The organism is Streptomyces sp. NPDC002926 (genome assembly GCF_053591755.1).
Map to the genome: position 1 here is coordinate 95928 of NZ_JBSFUK010000003.1, position 17827 is coordinate 113754.

Below are 17827 nucleotides of genomic sequence, written 5' to 3' on the forward strand. Positions count from 1 at the left end.
GTGTCATCCGTACATCCGTCCGCCCACCAGTCCACTCAGCAGCCCGGGGTCGTGGGGCCGGGCGGGGCCGACGCGGTGACGTACGCGCTCGGTGGCCTCGGCACGCCCGTCGACTGCAGCGGCCTGCGCAGCGTGCCGCTGGAGGGGCCGCAGGTGTTGTGGCTTGTCGTGGGCGGGTCGCTGGATCTGTTCGCGGTCGACACCGCTCAGCAGGGGCACTGGCACTTCCTCGGCCGTCTCGAGGCCGGAACTCTGCTGCTCGGCCCGGTCGAAGGCCCGCAGCACACGCTGCTCGGCAGACCCTCGCAGGACTGTCTGCTGCGCCGGATCACACTGCGGGAGCTGTACCGGCCCGAGTACGGCGAATACAGCGAGTACGGCGAGCACGGAGGGTACGACCCGTACGCAGCGCAGTACGACACCCAGCACCAGGCACCGACTCCGCTGGAACATGCCTTCGCGCTCGGCATCGGCCGCAGCCTGGGCGTCCTGTTCGAGGCTCCGCTGGAGGACCGCCCGGCCATCGACGAGGCCGTGGCCGACGCCGACATTCTGTGGATGCCGGTTCTGCCCGGCAGTGTGCAGTACGGCGCCTCCTACAGCGCCGAGGCGGCGGGCGACCTCTTGGTCGACGGCGCGCTGTGGCAGCGGATGGTCAACCAGCAGTACCGTCTGCTGTCCGCGGTGGACCGCTGGATCGAACGGCTCGAGCGCGCTCACGAGGACCGTACCGCGGCCGGCATCAAGGCGGGCGAAGCCGTCCGCGCACGGGCCGACCAGGCGCTGCTGGCCTCCATCGGCAAGCAGGACCGGACCGGGCGGGCAACCTCCGCCATGGACCGGGCCACCGACGACGCCACGTTCGCCGTCTGCCGCCGGGTCGCGGAGGCGGCCGGGATCACCCTCTCCGAGCCGCCGAAGAGCGGCGCGGCGGGCGACCGCGTCAGTCCGGTCGAGCGGATCGCGGTCGGCTCGCGGATCCGTACCCGCGCGGTCAGGCTCGACGGCCGCTGGTGGCGCACCAACGCCGGTCCCCTGGTGGGCCATTGGGCCAAGTCCGGAGCACCGGTGGCGCTGCTGTGGCGCCGGGGGCGGTACGAGGCGGTGAACCCGGCATCGGGTCTGCGACGGCGCATCGGCAGTGACAGCGCGGACGAGTTCGAGCCGCGCGCCGTGATGTTCTACCGCCCGCTGCCGGAACGTCCCATGACCCCATGGCGGCTGCTCCACTTCAGCCTGCGCGACTCCCACAGGGACCTGCGCAATCTGGCGATCGCCGGGCTGGTGACGGTCGGTCTCGGCGCGCTGGTGCCGATCGCGACCGGCCAGGTGCTCGGTGTGTACGTGCCGACGGCCGAGCGGAGCCTCATCGTCCAGGTGTCACTGGCCGTCATGATCGCCAGCATTGTGTCCGCCTCTTTCATGCTGCTGCAGAACCTGACTCTGCTGCGCATGGAAGGGCGTATGGAGAGCACGCTCCAGCCCGCCGTGTGGGACCGGCTGTTGCGGCTGCCGACGAAGTTCTTCACCGAGCGCTCCACCGGAGAGCTGGCCAGTGCGGCGATGGGGATCAGCGCCATCCGGCGGGTGCTGGCCGGTATCGGCCCGGTCGCCGTACAGGCAGGCACGGTCGGTGTGATGAACCTCGTTCTGCTGCTCTGCTACAGCGTGCCGCTGGCGCTGGCCGCTATCGGCATGCTGGTCGTCATCGGACTGGTGTTCTACGGGATGGGCCTGTGGCAACTGCGGTGGCAGCGGCAGCTGGTCGAGCTCGGCAACAAGCTCAACAACCAGGCGTTCCAGACCCTGCGCGGGCTGCCCAAGCTGCGCGTCGCCGCGGCGGAGAGTTTCGCGTACGCCGCCTGGGCCCGGGAGTTCGCCCGCTCCCGCGAACTGCAGCAACGGGCGGGCCGGATCAGGAATCTGACGACGGTCCTGGACGCGGTCTATCTGCCGCTCTGTTCGCTCATCATGTTCATGATGCTGGCCGGTCCTGCCCGCGGCAGCATGTCGGCCGGCGAGTTCCTGACCTTCAACACCTCCGTGACGATGCTCCTGACCTCGGTCACACAGATCTCCGGGGCACTGGTCTCGGCCGCTGCCGTCCTGCCCATGTTCGAACAGGTCAAGCCGGTCCTGGACGAGGAACCGGAGGTCCGCGGCAGCAGCGCTCAGCCCGGCGCGCTCTCCGGCGGGATAGCGGCCCGGAAACTGTCCTTCCGCTACACCGACGACGGCCCGCTCGTCCTCGACGACGTGTCGCTCGAGGTGCAGCCGGGTGAGTTCGTGGCGATCGTCGGCCCGAGCGGCTGCGGGAAGTCGACACTGCTCCGGCTCCTCATCGGCTTCGACAAGCCGGCCTCGGGCAGCGTGCTCTACGACGGCCAGGATCTGGCCGCCCTGGACCAGTCCGCGGTACGCCGTCAGTGCGGGGTGGTCCTGCAGAACGCGCAGCCACTCACCGGATCGATCCTTGACTGCATCTGCGGCGCCGAGGCCTTCAGCCAGGAAGAGGCCTGGGAGGCCGCCGAGATGGCCGGCCTGGCCGAGGACATCAAGCGCATGCCGATGGGTCTGCACACCATGATCGCCGGCAGCGGAGCCATCTCCGGCGGTCAGCGCCAACGCCTGATGATCGCCCAGGCCCTCATCCGCCGCCCGCGCATCCTGTTCTTCGACGAGGCCACCAGCGCACTGGACAACGAGACCCAGCGCATAGTGATCGAGAGCACCCGCAGGCTGAGCGCGAGCCGACTGGTGATCGCCCACCGGCTGACCACAGTCATGGACGCCGACCGCGTCATCGTCATGTCGGACGGCAGGATCGTGGAACAGGGGCCTCCGGCACAGTTGCTCGCGCACGCGGGCGGCCATCTGCACGAACTGGTGCGCCGTCAGATGGCGTGATGGTCCGCCCGCGCGGGCGGTGCCGGCCGGCCTAGTCGATCGCGCCGTCCAAGTGCGGCAGGTAATGATCGAGGCGGTCCCGCTTGGTCCACAGGTACGACCTGTTCTCTTCGCGGGGCGGGATCAGCAGCGGAACCGGCTCGGCGATTTTGATGCCGTGCCGCAGCAACGCTTCGCTCTTGAGCGGGTTGTTCGACAGCAGCCGCACGGAGTGCACGCTGAGGTCGTGCAGGATGTCCGCCGCGACCCGGTAGTCGCGGGCGTCGGCCGGGAACCCGAGGGCCAGATTCGCCTCCACCGTGTCCAGCCCCTCCGCCTGGAGCTTCATCGCCCGGAGCTTGCCCAACAGACCGATTCCCCGCCCCTCGTGACCCTGGAGATAGACGAGAATGCCGCGCCCCTCCGTCACGATGGCGTGCAACGCCGCGGACAGTTGATCGCCGCATTCACAGTGCTTGGACCCGAAGACATCTCCGGTCAGACACTCGGAATGCACACGGGTCAGCGCCCCGTCCCTCTCGATATCGCCGTATACCAGCACCATTTGTTCATCCCCGCTTTCGCGGTCCAGGTAGCCGATAGCGAGAAACTCGCCGTGCATGGTGGCCAGCCGTACTTCCACCACTCGTTCGACACCTGATGGACGAACACTGTCGCTGAGCACGCCATCACTTTCTGTCATGCCCCGATCCTATCTGGCAAACTCCCGGCAGTGTGAGAGAAAATGACGAAGAAGTATCAACGGGCTGCCCGTTTCGTCACGTTCGACCATGAGCGCGCGGAGCGAACAACGAAAGGCCGGAAAGACATGAGCGGTTGGGGAACGCCACAGGCATCGGATCTGCTGCCACCGGACTCCACGGAGGATGTGAGGACCCGGCGGCCCGGTGTCGCCGTTCTTCCCATCGGCAGCTTCGAGCAGCACGGGGCATTTCTTCCCCTGGTGACCGACACGGTCATCGCCTGTACCATCGCCCGGGAGGTCGCTGCCGCCCATCCCGTTCACCACCTTCCTCCGCTGACGTTCTCGTGCTCGCACGAGCATGCCGCGTGGCCGGGAACCGTCAGCATTTCGGCCGCGACCCTCTACGCCGTCGTACGTGACATAGCCGACTCGCTCCGCCGGTCCGGTATCGGCGCCCTGGTTCTGGTGAACGGGCACGGCGGAAATTACGTACTACGCAATGTCGTTCAGGAATCTGCCGGCACCGGGATCCGTATGGCGCTTTTCCCGGGCTCGGCGGACTGGGATGCCGCACGGGCAAGGGCAGGTGTGCAGACCCCGTCGCACAGCGACATGCACGCCGGCGAAGTGGAGACATCGATATTGCTGCACGCCCATCCCGAACTCGTCCGATCCGGTTATGAAACCTCCGACTTCATTGCCGACGACCGCAAGCACCTGCTCACTCTCGGTATGCCTGCCTATACGGAATCCGGTGTCATCGGCCGCCCGTCAATGGCGACCCCCGAGAAGGGAAAGGAGCTGCTGACCGGACTTGTCGAATCCTTCGGTGAGTACGTCTCCCTGCTCACCCGGGAGGGGACCCGATGACCGGCCGCGGCGGCGAACTCGATGCGGCAGAGGCCTGGGAGCGACTGCGCGGCATCCGGTCCGAGGCGGACGCCGAGGCCGCCGGGCTGTTCCGGGCCGCGGACGGCGGCCGGCGCTGGAGGCAGGACGCCTCGCCCGAGGCGGTGATGCTCGCCGACCGCTATCTGCCGCTGTGCCTGGCCGGTCCGCACCTCACCTTCGCCCAACTCGGCCAGAGCCTGGACGGGTTCATCGCCACCCGTACCGGCGACGCCGACTACGTCACCGGCGAGGAGGACCGCCGCCATCTGCACCGCCTGCGTGCCCTCGCCGACGCCGTGGTCGTTGGGGCGGGCACCGCCGTCGCCGATGACCCCCAACTGACGGTGCGTGCCTGCCCCGGTGCCAACCCGGTGCGCGTCGTCGTCGATCCGCGCGGCCGCGTACCGCTCTCGCACCGGGTGTTCACCGACGGGGCGGCGCCGACCCTATGGGTGGTGGGGGCGGGCAGTGACACCGACAAGGCCGTTCAGGAGGGCGTCGACATCCTGACGCTGCCGGACAGCGACGCGTTCGCCCCGAACCGCCTGGTGCAGACGCTCGCCCGGCGCGGCCTGGGCCGGGTGCTGATCGAGGGCGGCGGCGTCACCGTGTCGCGCTTCCTGGACGAGGGGGCACTGCACCGGCTCTACGTCACCGTGGCACCGGTCCTGCTCGGCGACGGCGTTCCGGGGCTCCGCTTCGCCGGTCAGCCGGTGATGCGGGATGCCCTCCGCCCGCCCGTACGGCGCGCCACCCTCGGCGAGGACACGCTCTTCGAGCTGGACCTGCGGGCGCCGCAACCGGGCGAGCCACTGACCGGCGAGCACGCCGGCACCGGGCAGGCTCGCGGCGAAGGTGAGCACTCCGTAGACCACGGCGACGGTCAGCCCCTGGGCCGCGCCCAGGCCGGCGGCTCCGAAGGCCCACGCGGTGACGCCTTCCCTGGGCCCCCAGCCACCGACGTTCAGCGGCAGCGCCATGGCGAGCAGCGCCAGAACCATCAGGGGCACCAACTGGACGAACGGCGCCGTTGACCCCGCTGCCCTGGCGGCGAGAAGGAACGTCCCGAGGTGCCCCGCGAGCACCACGACGGACGAGATGATCACTCCCGGCCAGCTCCTGCGGGCGAGCAGTCCGAGCCGCGCTTCGGCCAGCGCGGCCCGGACTGCGCGGCGCCATCCGGACGTACCCGGCCTCCTGCCGAGCCGGACGGCGACCGTGATCATCAGCCCGCCCAGCGTGGCGAGCGCCAGAGCGATGACCGGTGACGTGGCGAGGCTCAGGGTCTCCGTCAGGGCCGGGGACGGGTGGGCGAGCAGCACCGTCACACCGACGGCGATCAGCACCACCTGGCCCGCGGTCCGTTCGAGGACGACCGCGCGTACGCCGCGTCCGATATCACCCGTGCTCTGCCCGTGCCGTACCGCGCGGTGCACATCGCCGAGCACGCCGCCGGGCAGCGCCGCGTTCAGGAACAGGGCGCGGTAGTAGTCGGCGACGGCCCGGCCCAGCGGCAGCCGGATGCCCAGGCCGCCGGCGACGATGCGCCAGCGCCAGGCGCTGAACACGGTGGTGAGCAGGCCGAGTCCGAGAGCGGCCAGCAGGGTGGGGCCGTCGATCCTGCTCAGCCCGTCCAGGAAGGCGCCTGTGCCCAGCCGCCACACCAGTACGGCGAGGATGCCCGCTCCGGCGATCGTGCCGACGCGGGCCCGGACCGTCTGCGCGCTCATGGTGTCACGCCCGCGGGCCGCGGCAGCGCCAGAAGGTCACTGTGGTAGACGACCACCCGCAACTCGCCCGCCGCGCACGCCTCCAGGCGGCGGCGCAGATACTCATCGGCGCGCTCCGCCAGGTCCGGGCGATGCTCACAGGCCGCGCCGACCCAGCCCCGTAGCCACTCCGCCGTCAGCGCCGACTCATCGGCACCGAGCCGCCACGGGCTGGTCTGCACCCGTACCATCGCCCCGTGCCGTGCGAAGGCCACGGAGGCCACCGAGACGGCATCGGGGCCCAGCAGCCCGCTGCGGCGCTGGTGGGCGTCGAACGCGTCGGCGAACTCCGCATCCAGCGGTTCGGCCGGTGTCAGCTCCACCCGCCCCACCACGGAGAGCGACAGCAGGGCCGGGCATCCGGCTTCCGCGCAGGCGGCGGCGACCCCTTCCACCTCGTCGCGGGTGAGCACGTCCAGCAGAGCGGAAGCCGTCAACAGCGAGGCGCCGCGCAGGTCTTCCGCGGTCAGGCCGGCGATGTCACCTTGTTCTGTCGCGACCGTCACGTGGCTTCCGTCGGCCGCCGTACGAGGCGTTCGCACGGCGGCCAGGTCGAGCAGAGCCGGGTCGCGGTCGTGCAGGATCCAGTGCTGGGGGCCGTTCAGCCGGGGTGCGAGCCAGCGTCCCATGGAGCCGGTGCCGCAGCCGAGATCGCGGATCACGATCCCGGAGGCCAGCCGCTCCTGAGCCGCCAGCCAGTGCTGGAGCGGCTCGATGAGTTCGGGTGCGCGGGCGGCCGCGTCGGCGCCCTCCCGCAGCTCCAGCCACTCGGGCGCATAACCAGGCGCGTCGGTCGTACTCATGCGGCCCTCCGGGGCTCGAGTCGGAGTTGTTCCAGCGCGCCGGCCAGATTGCGCGCCGTCGTCTGCCAACCGTCCAGCGCGGTGCGCCGGTCGCGTGCGGCGGTCTTCAACCGGCGGCGCAGGCCGGGCTCACCGAACCAGCGCCGCAGCGCCGCCGGGAGTGCCGCCGGGTCCTCCGACGGTACGAGCATGCCCGGCACGCTCCCGTCGGGCGCGCGCCCGACGGCCTCCGGGAGTCCGCCGACTGCCGTCGCCAGCACGGGAATGCCGCGCGCGAGCGCCTCGGTCACGGCCATGCCGTACGTTTCGGCGTACGAGGTGAGCACCATGAGGTCGGCGGTGGCGTAGCTCGCGTCCAGCTCCGCGCCGGAGCGCGGTCCGACGAGGTGGACCCGGTCGCCGAGACCTGACTGCTCGATCAGCTCCCGCAGACCGGCGACATAGCCCGGGTCGTGGTCGAGGCCGCCGACGCATACACAGGTCCAGGGCAGGTCCGCGACGGCCGCAAGTGCCTTCACCAGCCGGTACTGCCCCTTGCGCGGGGTCACCGCGGCCACGCACAGCAGCCGCGAGGCGCCGTCGGTGCCGGGCGCCGAGAGCTCGATGTCGGCGCCGGGGGCGGCGACGTGGACCCGGCCCGCGGCGAGCCGGTGGTGGGCCACGAGCCGGCGGGCCGCCCAGTGGCTGGTCGCCACGACCGCCGGGACGGCGCGCAGAGTTTCGCGCTCCAGGGCGTCCAGGTCCGCCGCCCGAGCGGGGGCGAGTCCTGTCTCGTCGCCCAGCGGCAGGTGCACCAGTACCACCAGGCGCAGCCGTTCGGTCTCGGGGACGATGATGTCGGGAACGGCGCAGGCGACGAGTCCGTCGAGGAGAACGACAGTGCCGTCCGCCGACTCCGCCAGGATGCGGGACAGTTCGGCGCGCGCCGCCGCTCCGGGCTGCGGCCAGGTGCCCGCGACGGTGTGTTCGCGGACCTGCCAGCCGGTGCCGGGCAGGTCCTGGCACATCCGGCGGTCGTAGACATTGCCGCCACTCGGCGCGGCCGGATCGTCGACGCCACCGGGCATCACGATGTGCACCGAGCGTACGGGCGTCGCGGTGACGTCGGCGCGGTTCACCGCGCCTCGCTTCACGGGCCCGTGGTTCACCGGCTCACGGTTCACGGGCTCGCGGCCGGCGGACTCCCGGTTCACGGGCTCGCGGCCGACGCACTCGCGGTTCACAGGGTGCGCTCGTAACTCGCCCAGGCGATATGCGACTCATGCAGGGTCACCGCGATGCCGGCCAGGCCGCGTGCGCCATCGCCCAGCGCCCCCGCATGCACCCGGTCGGCCAGACGGTCCGCGATGACCTTGGCCAGGAATTCCGTACTGGTATTGGTGCCGGCGAAGTCGGGGGCGTCGTCGAGATTCCGGTAGTTCAGCTCGCCGACGACGGTCCCGAGCTCCTGGGTGGCCAGCCCGATGTCGACAACGATGTTGTCGGCGTCCAGCTCGGCACGGCGGAAGGTGGCGTCCACGAGAAACGTCGCTCCGTGCAGGCGCTGCGCGGGTCCGAAGACCTCTCCGTGGAAGCTGTGAGCGATCATGATGTGATCACGGACTGTGATGCTGAACAACGGGCGACCCTCCAGGTGCGGCGCGTCTGGCCCTTTGCCGGGGCCTGTCGAGTAGTACGTCCGACCTGGTCTCCTTGTTCAGGCCGGATCAGCAGCGTCGTACAGAACGCGGTGGCACAACGCCGGGAGGTCGCCCGAGGCGAGCCTCGGCAGTACCTCCGGCAGTTCGTCGAAGGCGCTTTCGCCGGTGACCAGCGCGTCGAAGGCGGGGTCGGCGAGCAGGTCGAGCGCGAGCGCCAGCCGGTCGGCGAAGGTCCGGCGGGAGGCACGGGCCGGGGACACCGTCCCCACCTGGCTGCTGCGCACGACCAGGCGCCGGGAGTGGAAGGCCTCGCCCAGCGGGAGACTGATCCGCCGGTCGCCGTACCAGCTCAGCTCGAGAACCGTCCCCTCCGGGGCAAGGAGTTCCAGTGAGCGCGCGAGTCCTTCCTCAGTGGCGCTGGCGTGGACGACAAGATCGCAGTCACCCGCGGCTTCCCCGGGGAGCGCGAAGTCGACACCGAGCGCCTTGGCGATGGCGGCGCGCCGGGGCTCCGCGTCGACCAGCTGGACGCGCACGGCGGGGTACTGGGCCAGGACCGCCGCGACGCTGCAGCCGACCATGCCCGCTCCGACGACGGCGATCCGGTCGCCGAGCAGCGGCGCGGCGTCCCAGACGGCGTTCACGGCGGTCTCCACCGTCCCAGCCAGCACGGCCCGTGGGGCGGGGACGTTGTCCGGGACGGGCGTCACGGCGCTCGCGGGGACGACGTACCGGGTCTGGTGCGGGTAGAGGCAGAAGACCGTTCGGCCTAGCAGGTGCCGCGGACCTTCCTCGACCACGCCGACGTTGAGATAGCCGTACTTGACGGGCCCGGGAAAGTCGCCGTCCTGGAACGGTGCCCGCATCGTGGCGTGCTGGCTCTCCGGTACGCCGCCACGGAAGACGAGGGTCTCCGTTCCACGGCTCACACCGGAGCAGAGGGTGCGCACCAGCACCTCGTCATCGGCGGGTGCCGGCAGGCGGACATCCCGTATCTCGCCGTGACCGGGAGAGCGGAGCCAGAAAGCACGGGCCACGCGTTCCATTGGCGCCTCCTGAGCAATCGGGCGACGATTCGCGTACTGATCTTTTGAGAAGCCGCGCACACGGTACGCGGCACCTGATGGATCTGTCACTCGGCCGGAGGATGCACGGTGGCCTTGAACAACGCGTACGACATGAGGCCACTGCGGCACGAGACGGCCGTGGGAGCCGGCGCCCAGGTCCTCCTGCTGGCCCTGCTCGGCACGGCGATAGGCCTGGGCCCGGCGGGATGGCTGACGGGCCTGGCCTTCGCGGTCGGCACCTGGGCCGTGCTCACCCGCGCCCTGCGCCGGTCGTGGCTCAAGTCCTTCGGAGCCGCCAACCGCGTCACACTGGCCCGGGCGACGCTCGTCGGGGGTGTGACCGCGCTGGTCGCGGATTCCTTCGAGAGTCCGCCGCCGGTCACCGTCCTGGTCGCCCTGACGACGGTGGCGCTGATACTCGACGCGGTCGACGGCCAGGTCGCCCGGCGCACCGGCTCGGCGTCCGCCTTGGGGGCACGCTTCGACATGGAGGTCGACGCGTTCCTCATCCTGGTGCTCAGCGTCTACGTCGCCACCTCGCTGGGCCCGTGGGTGCTGCTGACCGGCGCCCTGCGATACGCGTTCGTCGCCGCGGCCCGAATACTGCCCTGGCTGCGCGGGCCACTGCCACCGAGCACGGCGCGCAAGACGGTGGCCGCGCTGCAGGGGATCGTGCTGCTCGTGGCGGGCGCGGGGATCCTGCCGCGCTGGCCGGCGTTCGCGGCTGTTGTGGTGGCCCTGGGGCTGCTGGTGTGGTCCTTCGGACGCGACATCGGGTGGCTGTGGCGCGTCAGGGGAGGCGTTGCGGCCGAGCAGACAGCCGCGGAGACAGCCGCGGAGACACCCGAGGGGACAGCCGCGGAGACGGCCGAGGCAGTCCGCCAGGCGGCCTGACAGCCGGCCTTCACGGACGACGGCGCGCCCGTACGGTCGCCGATCTACGGCGCGACGTCTACAGGGCCTTCGTACTGCCGAGGTCGCGATCGGCCATGATGCCGTTCGCCAGGTGTACGAACTCGGCCCGCTCGACAGGGACCTGATCACACGGTTGAACGATGAAGCGTCCGTCGGCGATCCCGCCGCAGAGGCCGCCGCGATCGGATACGTTGTCGGCACCGACCTCCTGCCCCGAGCGCCGGCGACATCCGCCGTCAGGCCGACGTCCCGGACGTGAGCGGAAGGCGGAGACCAGGGTCGCGAGGGTTCGCGTACGGCACGCTGGGCCCGGGAACCCGCCCCCACCCCGGACAACTGACAAAGGAAGTGTCCGAAATCTAGGCAGGAACTGCCTCCAACAGGTACCTTTCGCTCCCTGAGTTGCACAGCGCGACGCCCCGAACACGGGGAAGGGAGAGGCCATATGCCAGGAAGCGGTCCTCCTTTCCGGGCCGAACCGCCGTGGTCGGGGGGCCTGGCCGAATCGGTCTACGAGACCGCCCATCGCGATCCCTCCCTGGTCCAGTTCTCCCGCCGCTCGGCGACACAGCCCGATGGCTGGGAACCGATGACCGCGGAGCAGTTCCGCGACGAAGTCCTGGCCGTGGCCAAGGGGTTCCTGGCCAACGGCATCCGCTTCGGCGACCGAGTCGCGCTGATGTCCCGTACTCGCTACGAGTGGACGGTTCTGGCGTACGCCCTGTGGTCCATCGGCGTCGAAATCGTTCCGGTCTACCCCACGTCATCCATCGAGCAGGTGCGCTGGATCCTGTACGACGCCCAGGTCCGGGCCATCGTGGTCGAGCACGAGAACCATGCGATGACCGTGGCGGCGGCCACCGACGCGGAGACCCGGCTGTCCGCGATCTGGCAGATGGACCTGGGCTGTGTGGCCACCCTGATCGACCAGGGCACCGGGATGGACGACGACCTGATCCACCGTCACCATGCCGCTGTGCTACCGGATCAGGTCGCCGCGATCTGCTACACCTCGGGCACCACCGGAACGCCCAAGGGCTGCCTCATCACCCACGCCAATCTGGCTGCCGAATGCGACATCCTCCTCGAAGGCTGGGGCGGGATCATCGCCGAGCCCGGGGTGCAGCCCTCGATCCTCAACTTCCTGCCCGTCGCCCACATTTACGGACTGATGGTCGTCGTCGCCTGCCTGCGTGGCGGCGTCCGTCTCGGCCACCAGCCCGATCTGACGCCCGAGGCGCTGCTCCCCGCCCTGGCGTCCTTCCAGCCCACGTTCCTCTTCGCCGTGCCGTACATCTTCGAGAAGATCTTCCACAAGGCCCGCCGCACCGCCGAGGAAGCGGGACGCATCAGCCTCTTCGACAAGGCCGCGGCCGTCGCGGTGCGCTACGCCGAGGCCGTGGAACGGCACTCCACCGGCTCGGGCCACGGCCCAGGGCCGTCCCTGAAGGTCCTGCACGCCGCCTACGACCGCCTGGTCTACAGCAAGCTGCGCGCCGTACTGGGCGGGCAGGTACGCAATGCGGTGTCCGGCGGCTCGACGCTCCGGAGGGAGCTGGGGCTGTTCTTCGCGGGCACGGGCATCACCGTGTACGACGGGTACGGACTCACCGAGACCGCGGGCGGGATCACGGCCCAGCCCCCGGGAGCGGTCAGATTCGGCACGGTGGGCAAGCCGATTCCGGGCTGCGCCGTACACATCGCGAGCGACAGCGAGGTGTGGGTACGCGGAGACACGGTCTTCGCCGGCTACCTCAACAACCCGAAGGCCACCGAAGCGGTGCTGCGCGACGGGTGGTTCGCCACCGGGGACATGGGCCACCTCGACGGCGAGGGCTACCTCGTCATCACGGGGCGCAAGAAGGACATCATCATCACGAGCGGCGGCAAGAGCGTGGCACCGTTGCCCCTGGAGGAGCAGCTGCGCCACCACCCACTGATCTCGCAGTGTCTGATCGTGGGAGACGACCAGCCGTACATCGCGGCGCTCATCACCGTGGACCCCGAGGCGCTGGCGCACTGGCAGGCGCTGAAGGGGAAGCAGCCGTTGGACATCACGGCGATGACGGACGACGAGGACCTGCGGGCGCAGATCCAGCGGGCGGTCTCCCGGGCCAACACCCGTGTTTCGAGGGCGGAATCCATCCGGGCGTTCCGCATCCTGCCGCAGGAGTTCAGCCTGGACTCCGGTCTGATGACACCGACGCTGAAGCTCAAACGGCGGGCGATCACGGGAGCGTACGCGGCGGACATCAAGGCCCTGTACACACGCTGAGGGCGCATCAGGGATTCGGGGGAAGCGGCCCGCACTCTCGTGTGCGAGCGGCTACTCTCAGTGGGGTTGGGTACAGGAGGGGGTCTCGTGTCGGACTTCGTCGGCTTGAGCGTACGCATTCAGCCGTTTCCGGACGACGATCCGGAGGAGCTCGCCGAGATCACCGGGCGCCTGCGCGAGGAGTTGCTCGATCTCGACGTCATGGCGGTCGATCCGGTGAGCGAGGCAACCGAACCCGAGCACACCAAGGGGCTCGCCACCGTGGTGGGCTGGCTGGCCGTGCATCTACGTGCCGCGGACGCGCTGCGGGGGGTCGTCCAGGCGGTACGCAGTTGGACGGGGCGCACGGACCGTGTGGTCGAAGTCAGCCTCGGCGGGGACACGTTGAAGGTCACCGGGGTGACCTCGGCGCAGCAGGAGCTGATCATCAGTGCCTGGCTCGCACGCCATGCAGCCGACACCTGAGCTGTCGGCCGAGCGCCGACTGGCCCTGGTGGTGGCGACCTCCACGTACACCGATGCCTCACTCCGCCGGTTGCGGGCGCCCGCACATGACGCCGCCGCTCTGAGTGACGTCCTCTCCGATCCGGAGATCGGCGGTTTCACGGTCACGCAGGTGATCGACAGGACGGCTCAGGATGTCCGGCTGGCCTTCGAGGAATTCCTCGCCCATCGGGCTCCGCACGATCTTGTGGTGGTGTACGTGTCCTGCCACGGGCTCGTCGATGCCCGCAGGCGTCTGTACTTCACCGCTACGGATACCCGCAAGGACCGGCTGGCCGCCACCGGAGTGGAGGCGCAGTGGCTCCTCGACCAGCTGGACGACTGCCGAGCACGCCGGCAAGTGGTGATTCTGGACTGCTGCTTCAGTGGCGCTTTCGCGCAACGCAGCAAGGGAGAGACCGACCTGGGGCTGGGCGAGAGGTTCCATGGCCACTCCCGCGGCCGGGTCGTGCTGACGGCCTCGCGGGCGACCGAGTACTCGTTCGAAGGCGAGCCCGTCCCCGGGGAGGTCCTGCCGGGATCCGTGTTCACCAGCGCTCTGGTGACCGGCATTCGCAGCGGAGAGGCCGACACCGACCACGACGGATACATCTCCGTGGACGACGCCTACTCCTACGCGTTCGACCGGCTACGGGTCGACGATGTGGCGCAGACACCACAGCGCTGGCTCTACGGAGCCGAGGGAAAGATCCTGCTCGCCCGCAGTCCCGTCGGCGTCTCCATCCCCTCCGCCTTACCGCCGGACGCCTGGACCACTCTTCTCGCGAGTCCCCATCCGGCCGTCCGGCTCGGCGCCGTCGCCGCCATGGGCGAATCGCTCACGGACAGCGATCCCGCCCGCGCCATGGCCGCCCGCCGGGCGCTCGAGCAAGTCGCCGATGAGGACATTCCCCGCGTGGCGCAAGCCGCTCGCGCCCAGCTGGACAGCGTCTCGATCGGCTCCGGCACGCCGCTCGCGGAGGGTTCCTCCGAGGAGCAGCCGGAGACAGTGACCGGTCCCCGGGCTTCGGCAGCTCCCGCGCGCGACGACGGTGTGCCCGACGAGAGCGTGTCCGACGAGGATCCGCCGCAGCCGGTTCTGATCAACCTGTCGTCGCCCGCTGCCGACGGCGCCCACGGACCGCCGCGCCGGCCTCACTTTCTGCGCACTCGCCGCGGTCGTGTTGTCCTCGGCGGGGTCGTCGTCCTGACCGCCGTGGCCGCGACGGTCACGCCCATGCTCGTCGACCGGTCCAACGACCCGGGTTCTCCCGGTCGTTATGACCGGCCGCGTGGATCCATTCTGGTGAACAGCAAGGCAGTCACCGGCTCCTCGGACACCGGGCAGAAGATGCGCTGGAAACGCACGTACACCGACGGCCCCTTGTACGCGCCCGTCACCGGCTACGCCACCCAGTCGTTCGGCACCAGTCTGCTGGAGAACGTCGAGGACAAGCTTCTGGCCGGCACCGACTCCCGACTTCACTCAGCCGGCGCCGGGAATGTGTTCACCACCATCGACGCCGCCGCCCAGGAAGCCGCGTACGAGGGGCTGAAGGGCAAGCAGGGCGCCGTCGTGGCGCTCGATCCGAGCAGCGGCAAGATCCTCGCGCTCGTCTCCGCCCCCTCCTACTCCCCGTCAACGATCGCCGGCGCATCCAAGGAGGACACGGCAGCCTGGACCGCCCTGAACGGCGATACGAAAAAGCCCTTGCTCAACCGGGCGCTGAAGCGGACCTATCCGCCGGGCTCCACCTTCAAGGTGGTCACGGCCGCCGCCGCCCTGGAGAACGGCCTCTACAAGAACATCGACGCGGCCACTGACTCGCCCGCGCCGTGGACGCTCCCCGAGTCCACGGTCCAGATGAAGAACGAGGGCGGCGCCACCTGCGAGAACGCCTCCCTTCGGTCCGCTCTCCTGAATTCCTGCAACACCGTCTTCGCCAAGATCAGTAATGACCTCGGAAACGCGAAGATGCGCGAGCAGGCTGCCGGATTCGGCTTCAACAAGGAGATCACCACGCCCGTGCTCGCGGTCAAGTCCGTCTATCCCGCGGACGACGGTTCGCTCAATGCCCTTGATGGCATCGGCCAGGGCAGCACCAGCGTCACGCCGCTGCAGATGGCCATGGTCACGGCAGCCGTCGCCAACGAGGGCGCGCTCATGCAGCCGTACTTGGTCGCCAGTGTGCAGACCACCGACGGCAAGATCGTCGAGCAGCACAGGCCCACGGCGATGAGCCGGTCGCTCAGCGAACTCAACGCGAGGAAGCTGCAGCAGATGATGGAGTACATCGTCGGGGACGGACCAGGACCCGGGGCCAAGATTCCCGGGAGCACGGTGGGCGGCATGAGCGGCAGCGCCCAGCTCCCCACCGGAACCGGCAGCATCGCCTACGCCTGGTTCGTCTCCTACGCCATGAGGGAGGAATCCGGATCCCCGGCGGTTGCCGTCGCCGTAGTCGTCGAGTCCTCCGGCGGGACCGGGGAGAAAGCCTCGGGGGACAAGATCGCCGCTCCGATCGCCAAGCGCGTCATGGAGGCGGTCCTCAAACGGTGACGCACACGGCCGGACAGCAGAAAACCCCACATGGAGTGGGTTCTCATTGGTGTCCGAGGGGCGATTCCACCACTAACGATACAGCCGTGATCGCGCAAGGGCGGCTCGAGCTGCAAGATCGGCCAGCTAGTCCCAGTGTGTCCCCGAGAGGAACGACGCCCAGGCCAGTGGCGGGACTGCCGACGTCCAGGTGGCGCTGTTCACGGGATAAGCAGACCGAAGACTGGCTTCCCCACCTGGCGCACCTCGCAAACGCATCTTGTGTTCCGTGACATGGGGGCAGGAACACTGCCACGGCGATTGCGAGCACAGGCATGTGCGAAGCGGAGGTCGGGCCTCAGCGCACGGCAATAACCGGTCGATAGGAGTTGTTCGTACCGCTACCGTGCGGTCGTGGATCTCATGAACCTGTCCGGAGACGAACTCTGGAGATGGCTGCGCGGAACCCGCTGGAAGCCGCCGAAGGCTGCCACGGCGGACCTTGAGCGTCGCGAGACGTACGTCTTCGCCTTGGAACAGGCGGAACAGATGTTCCGCGCCGCCGCCACTGTGGGGCCTGCAACCCAGCCACTCCTCATCTTCTATGGGCTGAGCCAGGCAGGCCGCGCCATCATGGCAGCCGCCCCGGTCAAGGGAGATCAGTGGCGTCTCGCCGGCCATGGAATCAGCCAAGACCCCAAGAGCTTCGCCGGGGCCCTCGCTGACATATCGATCACGACCTCCAAGGCTGGCAGCCGCGGCAGCTTCGTGCGGCTGTCCGAAACCCTCGATTCACCAGTCTGGGCAGACGCCGCCGTCCCGCTGGGCAAGCTGTGGGACTGCCTGCCCGAGAACCGCTTCTCGCCACTGACTAACATCACTGATGAGCGGCGCACCGCGCTGCACGTCGAGGACAGGGACCTGTACTCCGAGCCACACGAACTGGCCAGCGTGAGCGTGTGGCCGTTCCCCCCGTGGGTCGCATCCGCCGGAAACACCGAAGCCGTGAAAGGGTACATGGCGTCCTTCCCCGGCACTGAGGGTTTCGAGTATCCGTGGCGCGGAACGTGGGAGGAGCAGGCACCAGATTTCAGCCTCGACCTCGACGGGTGGGGCCATCTCACAATGCACTGGAAGGTGCCGTCCGGAAGTGACGGCAGCCTCGCCGACCGCCGGACACTCATCCACACCATGACCCGGCCGTACGGCCGTGCCCGATTCCTGGTCCCGGCCGTGGGAAGCAACGCCAAGGGGGTGCACCCGCTCATGACTTGGTGGGCAGTGCTGCACACGCTGTCCATGCTCGCCCGCTACGAGCCCGCGCAGTGGAGCAAACACATCGACATCGATCACAGCCCCCACGCGGTCCCTCTTGAGTCCCTGTTGGAAAAGGCCGCCGGGGCTCTGCCCAACCTGATCGCATACATTCTCGACGATCTCTCCGGAGGAGAACTGACCAGCCGCTGACCACACGCCGGGCGAGGCCAACCTCTGGACGACGGTGGCGTCCCAGCCGCTGAGAACTGCCCATTCCATTGCGGGCGATCCGGCGCCGGATGTCTCGCCGATATCTGCGACACTGACTCAGTGTGGTGGCGGTGTGCCCCGGGTGAGCGGCCTTTCTGTATGTCAGCGGCCTCCCAAGAGGCCGTCCCTGGGGAGAATCAACGTTGCTGGGGAGCGCGTGGGGAGAATCAACTGCGCGGCACGATCACGAAAGACACTCAAAGGCCCATCTGCGCTGGTCAGAGGCGGGTCTTGGCAAGCGCACCGGTGTCGGCGGCCATAGAAGGGGTTCATCGGCTGCCGACACCTGCTGCAGCAGTGGAGCGAGCTACTGGCGCACCCGGAAA

12 protein-coding genes and 2 pseudogenes are annotated in these 17827 nt (G+C 69.4%); 8 read left to right on the forward strand and 6 right to left on the reverse strand.

Annotated features, from left to right (window positions below; translation table 11 throughout):
- Positions 1-2907, forward strand: coding sequence for an NHLP bacteriocin export ABC transporter permease/ATPase subunit (locus tag ACWDZ6_RS06820; RefSeq protein WP_451502000.1), 2907 nt, complete (start codon positions 1-3; stop codon positions 2905-2907).
- Positions 2908-2938: 31 nt separating this feature from the next.
- Here the strand turns inward: ACWDZ6_RS06820 and ribA are convergent, their stop codons facing one another.
- Entirely contained in the window at positions 2939-3589 is a 651-nt protein-coding gene (gene ribA, locus ACWDZ6_RS06825; RefSeq protein ID WP_451502001.1) for a GTP cyclohydrolase II, read from the reverse strand.
- 126 nt (positions 3590-3715) lie between these two features.
- On the opposite strand from ribA, the gene ACWDZ6_RS06830 reads away from it, so the two are divergent.
- The gene (locus tag ACWDZ6_RS06830; RefSeq protein ID WP_389180749.1) at positions 3716-4462 is read left to right on the forward strand and encodes a creatininase family protein; all 747 of its coding nucleotides are present in this window, start codon (positions 3716-3718) and stop codon (positions 4460-4462) included.
- 146 nt (positions 4463-4608) lie between these two features.
- Positions 4609-5109, forward strand: a pseudogene (locus ACWDZ6_RS06835) (RibD family protein); the annotation flags it as partial.
- Between the two features lie 273 nt (positions 5110-5382).
- Here the strand turns inward: ACWDZ6_RS06835 and ACWDZ6_RS06840 are convergent.
- From ACWDZ6_RS06840 to ACWDZ6_RS06860, 5 genes and pseudogenes are all read right to left on the reverse strand, one after another.
- Positions 5383-6213, reverse strand: a pseudogene (locus tag ACWDZ6_RS06840) (lysylphosphatidylglycerol synthase transmembrane domain-containing protein); the annotation flags it as partial.
- Positions 6210-7124 (reverse strand): class I SAM-dependent methyltransferase, encoded by a 915-nt coding sequence (locus tag ACWDZ6_RS06845; protein WP_451502002.1) that lies wholly within the window; start codon positions 7122-7124, stop codon positions 6210-6212. The gene ACWDZ6_RS06845 and the pseudogene ACWDZ6_RS06840, both read right to left, overlap by 4 nt.
- On the reverse strand, positions 7052-8122 hold the full coding sequence (locus ACWDZ6_RS06850; RefSeq protein WP_451502327.1) for a glycosyltransferase family 4 protein: 1071 nt from the start codon (positions 8120-8122) through the stop codon (positions 7052-7054). Before ACWDZ6_RS06850 ends, ACWDZ6_RS06845 begins: the two co-directional genes overlap by 73 nt.
- A gap of 152 nt (positions 8123-8274) precedes the next feature.
- Positions 8275-8673 (reverse strand): 6-pyruvoyl trahydropterin synthase family protein, encoded by a 399-nt coding sequence (locus ACWDZ6_RS06855; RefSeq protein ID WP_451502003.1) that lies wholly within the window; start codon positions 8671-8673, stop codon positions 8275-8277.
- A 78-nt stretch (positions 8674-8751) separates the two neighbouring features.
- Positions 8752-9741, reverse strand: coding sequence for a zinc-dependent alcohol dehydrogenase (locus ACWDZ6_RS06860; RefSeq protein WP_451502004.1), 990 nt, complete (start codon positions 9739-9741; stop codon positions 8752-8754).
- A gap of 108 nt (positions 9742-9849) precedes the next feature.
- Between ACWDZ6_RS06860 and ACWDZ6_RS06865 the strand changes: the two genes are divergently transcribed.
- From ACWDZ6_RS06865 to ACWDZ6_RS06885, 5 genes are all read left to right on the forward strand, one after another.
- Complete coding sequence (locus tag ACWDZ6_RS06865; RefSeq protein WP_451502005.1) at positions 9850-10656, forward strand: CDP-alcohol phosphatidyltransferase family protein; 807 nt, start codon at positions 9850-9852, stop codon at positions 10654-10656.
- Positions 10657-11122: 466 nt separating this feature from the next.
- Positions 11123-12952 carry an AMP-dependent synthetase/ligase gene (locus ACWDZ6_RS06870; protein WP_451502006.1) on the forward strand — a complete coding sequence of 610 codons (1830 nt, stop codon included), beginning with the start codon at positions 11123-11125 and terminating at the stop codon, positions 12950-12952.
- 87 nt (positions 12953-13039) lie between these two features.
- On the forward strand, positions 13040-13417 hold the full coding sequence (locus tag ACWDZ6_RS06875) for a hypothetical protein (RefSeq protein ID WP_451502007.1): 378 nt from the start codon (positions 13040-13042) through the stop codon (positions 13415-13417).
- Entirely contained in the window at positions 13383-15995 is a 2613-nt protein-coding gene (locus tag ACWDZ6_RS06880) for a caspase, EACC1-associated type (protein WP_451502008.1), read from the forward strand. The genes ACWDZ6_RS06875 and ACWDZ6_RS06880 overlap by 35 nt, the downstream gene beginning before the upstream one ends.
- Positions 15996-16397: 402 nt before the next feature.
- The gene (locus tag ACWDZ6_RS06885) at positions 16398-17441 is read left to right on the forward strand and encodes a YaaC family protein (RefSeq protein WP_451502328.1); all 1044 of its coding nucleotides are present in this window, start codon (positions 16398-16400) and stop codon (positions 17439-17441) included.
- Positions 17442-17827: the final 386 nt, after the last annotated feature.

Coding starts and splice junctions, on each gene's coding strand:
- ribA (WP_451502001.1), bottom strand. CDS start 3,589: ATGACAGAAAGTGATGGCGTGCTCAGCGACAGTGTTCGTCCATCAGGT.
- ACWDZ6_RS06830 (WP_389180749.1), top strand. CDS start 3,716: ATGAGCGGTTGGGGAACGCCACAGGCATCGGATCTGCTGCCACCGGAC.
- ACWDZ6_RS06850 (WP_451502327.1), bottom strand. CDS start 8,122: ATGCCCGGTGGCGTCGACGATCCGGCCGCGCCGAGTGGCGGCAATGTC.
- ACWDZ6_RS06860 (WP_451502004.1), bottom strand. CDS start 9,741: ATGGAACGCGTGGCCCGTGCTTTCTGGCTCCGCTCTCCCGGTCACGGC.
- ACWDZ6_RS06870 (WP_451502006.1), top strand. CDS start 11,123: ATGCCAGGAAGCGGTCCTCCTTTCCGGGCCGAACCGCCGTGGTCGGGG.
- ACWDZ6_RS06885 (WP_451502328.1), top strand. CDS start 16,398: ATGAACCTGTCCGGAGACGAACTCTGGAGATGGCTGCGCGGAACCCGC.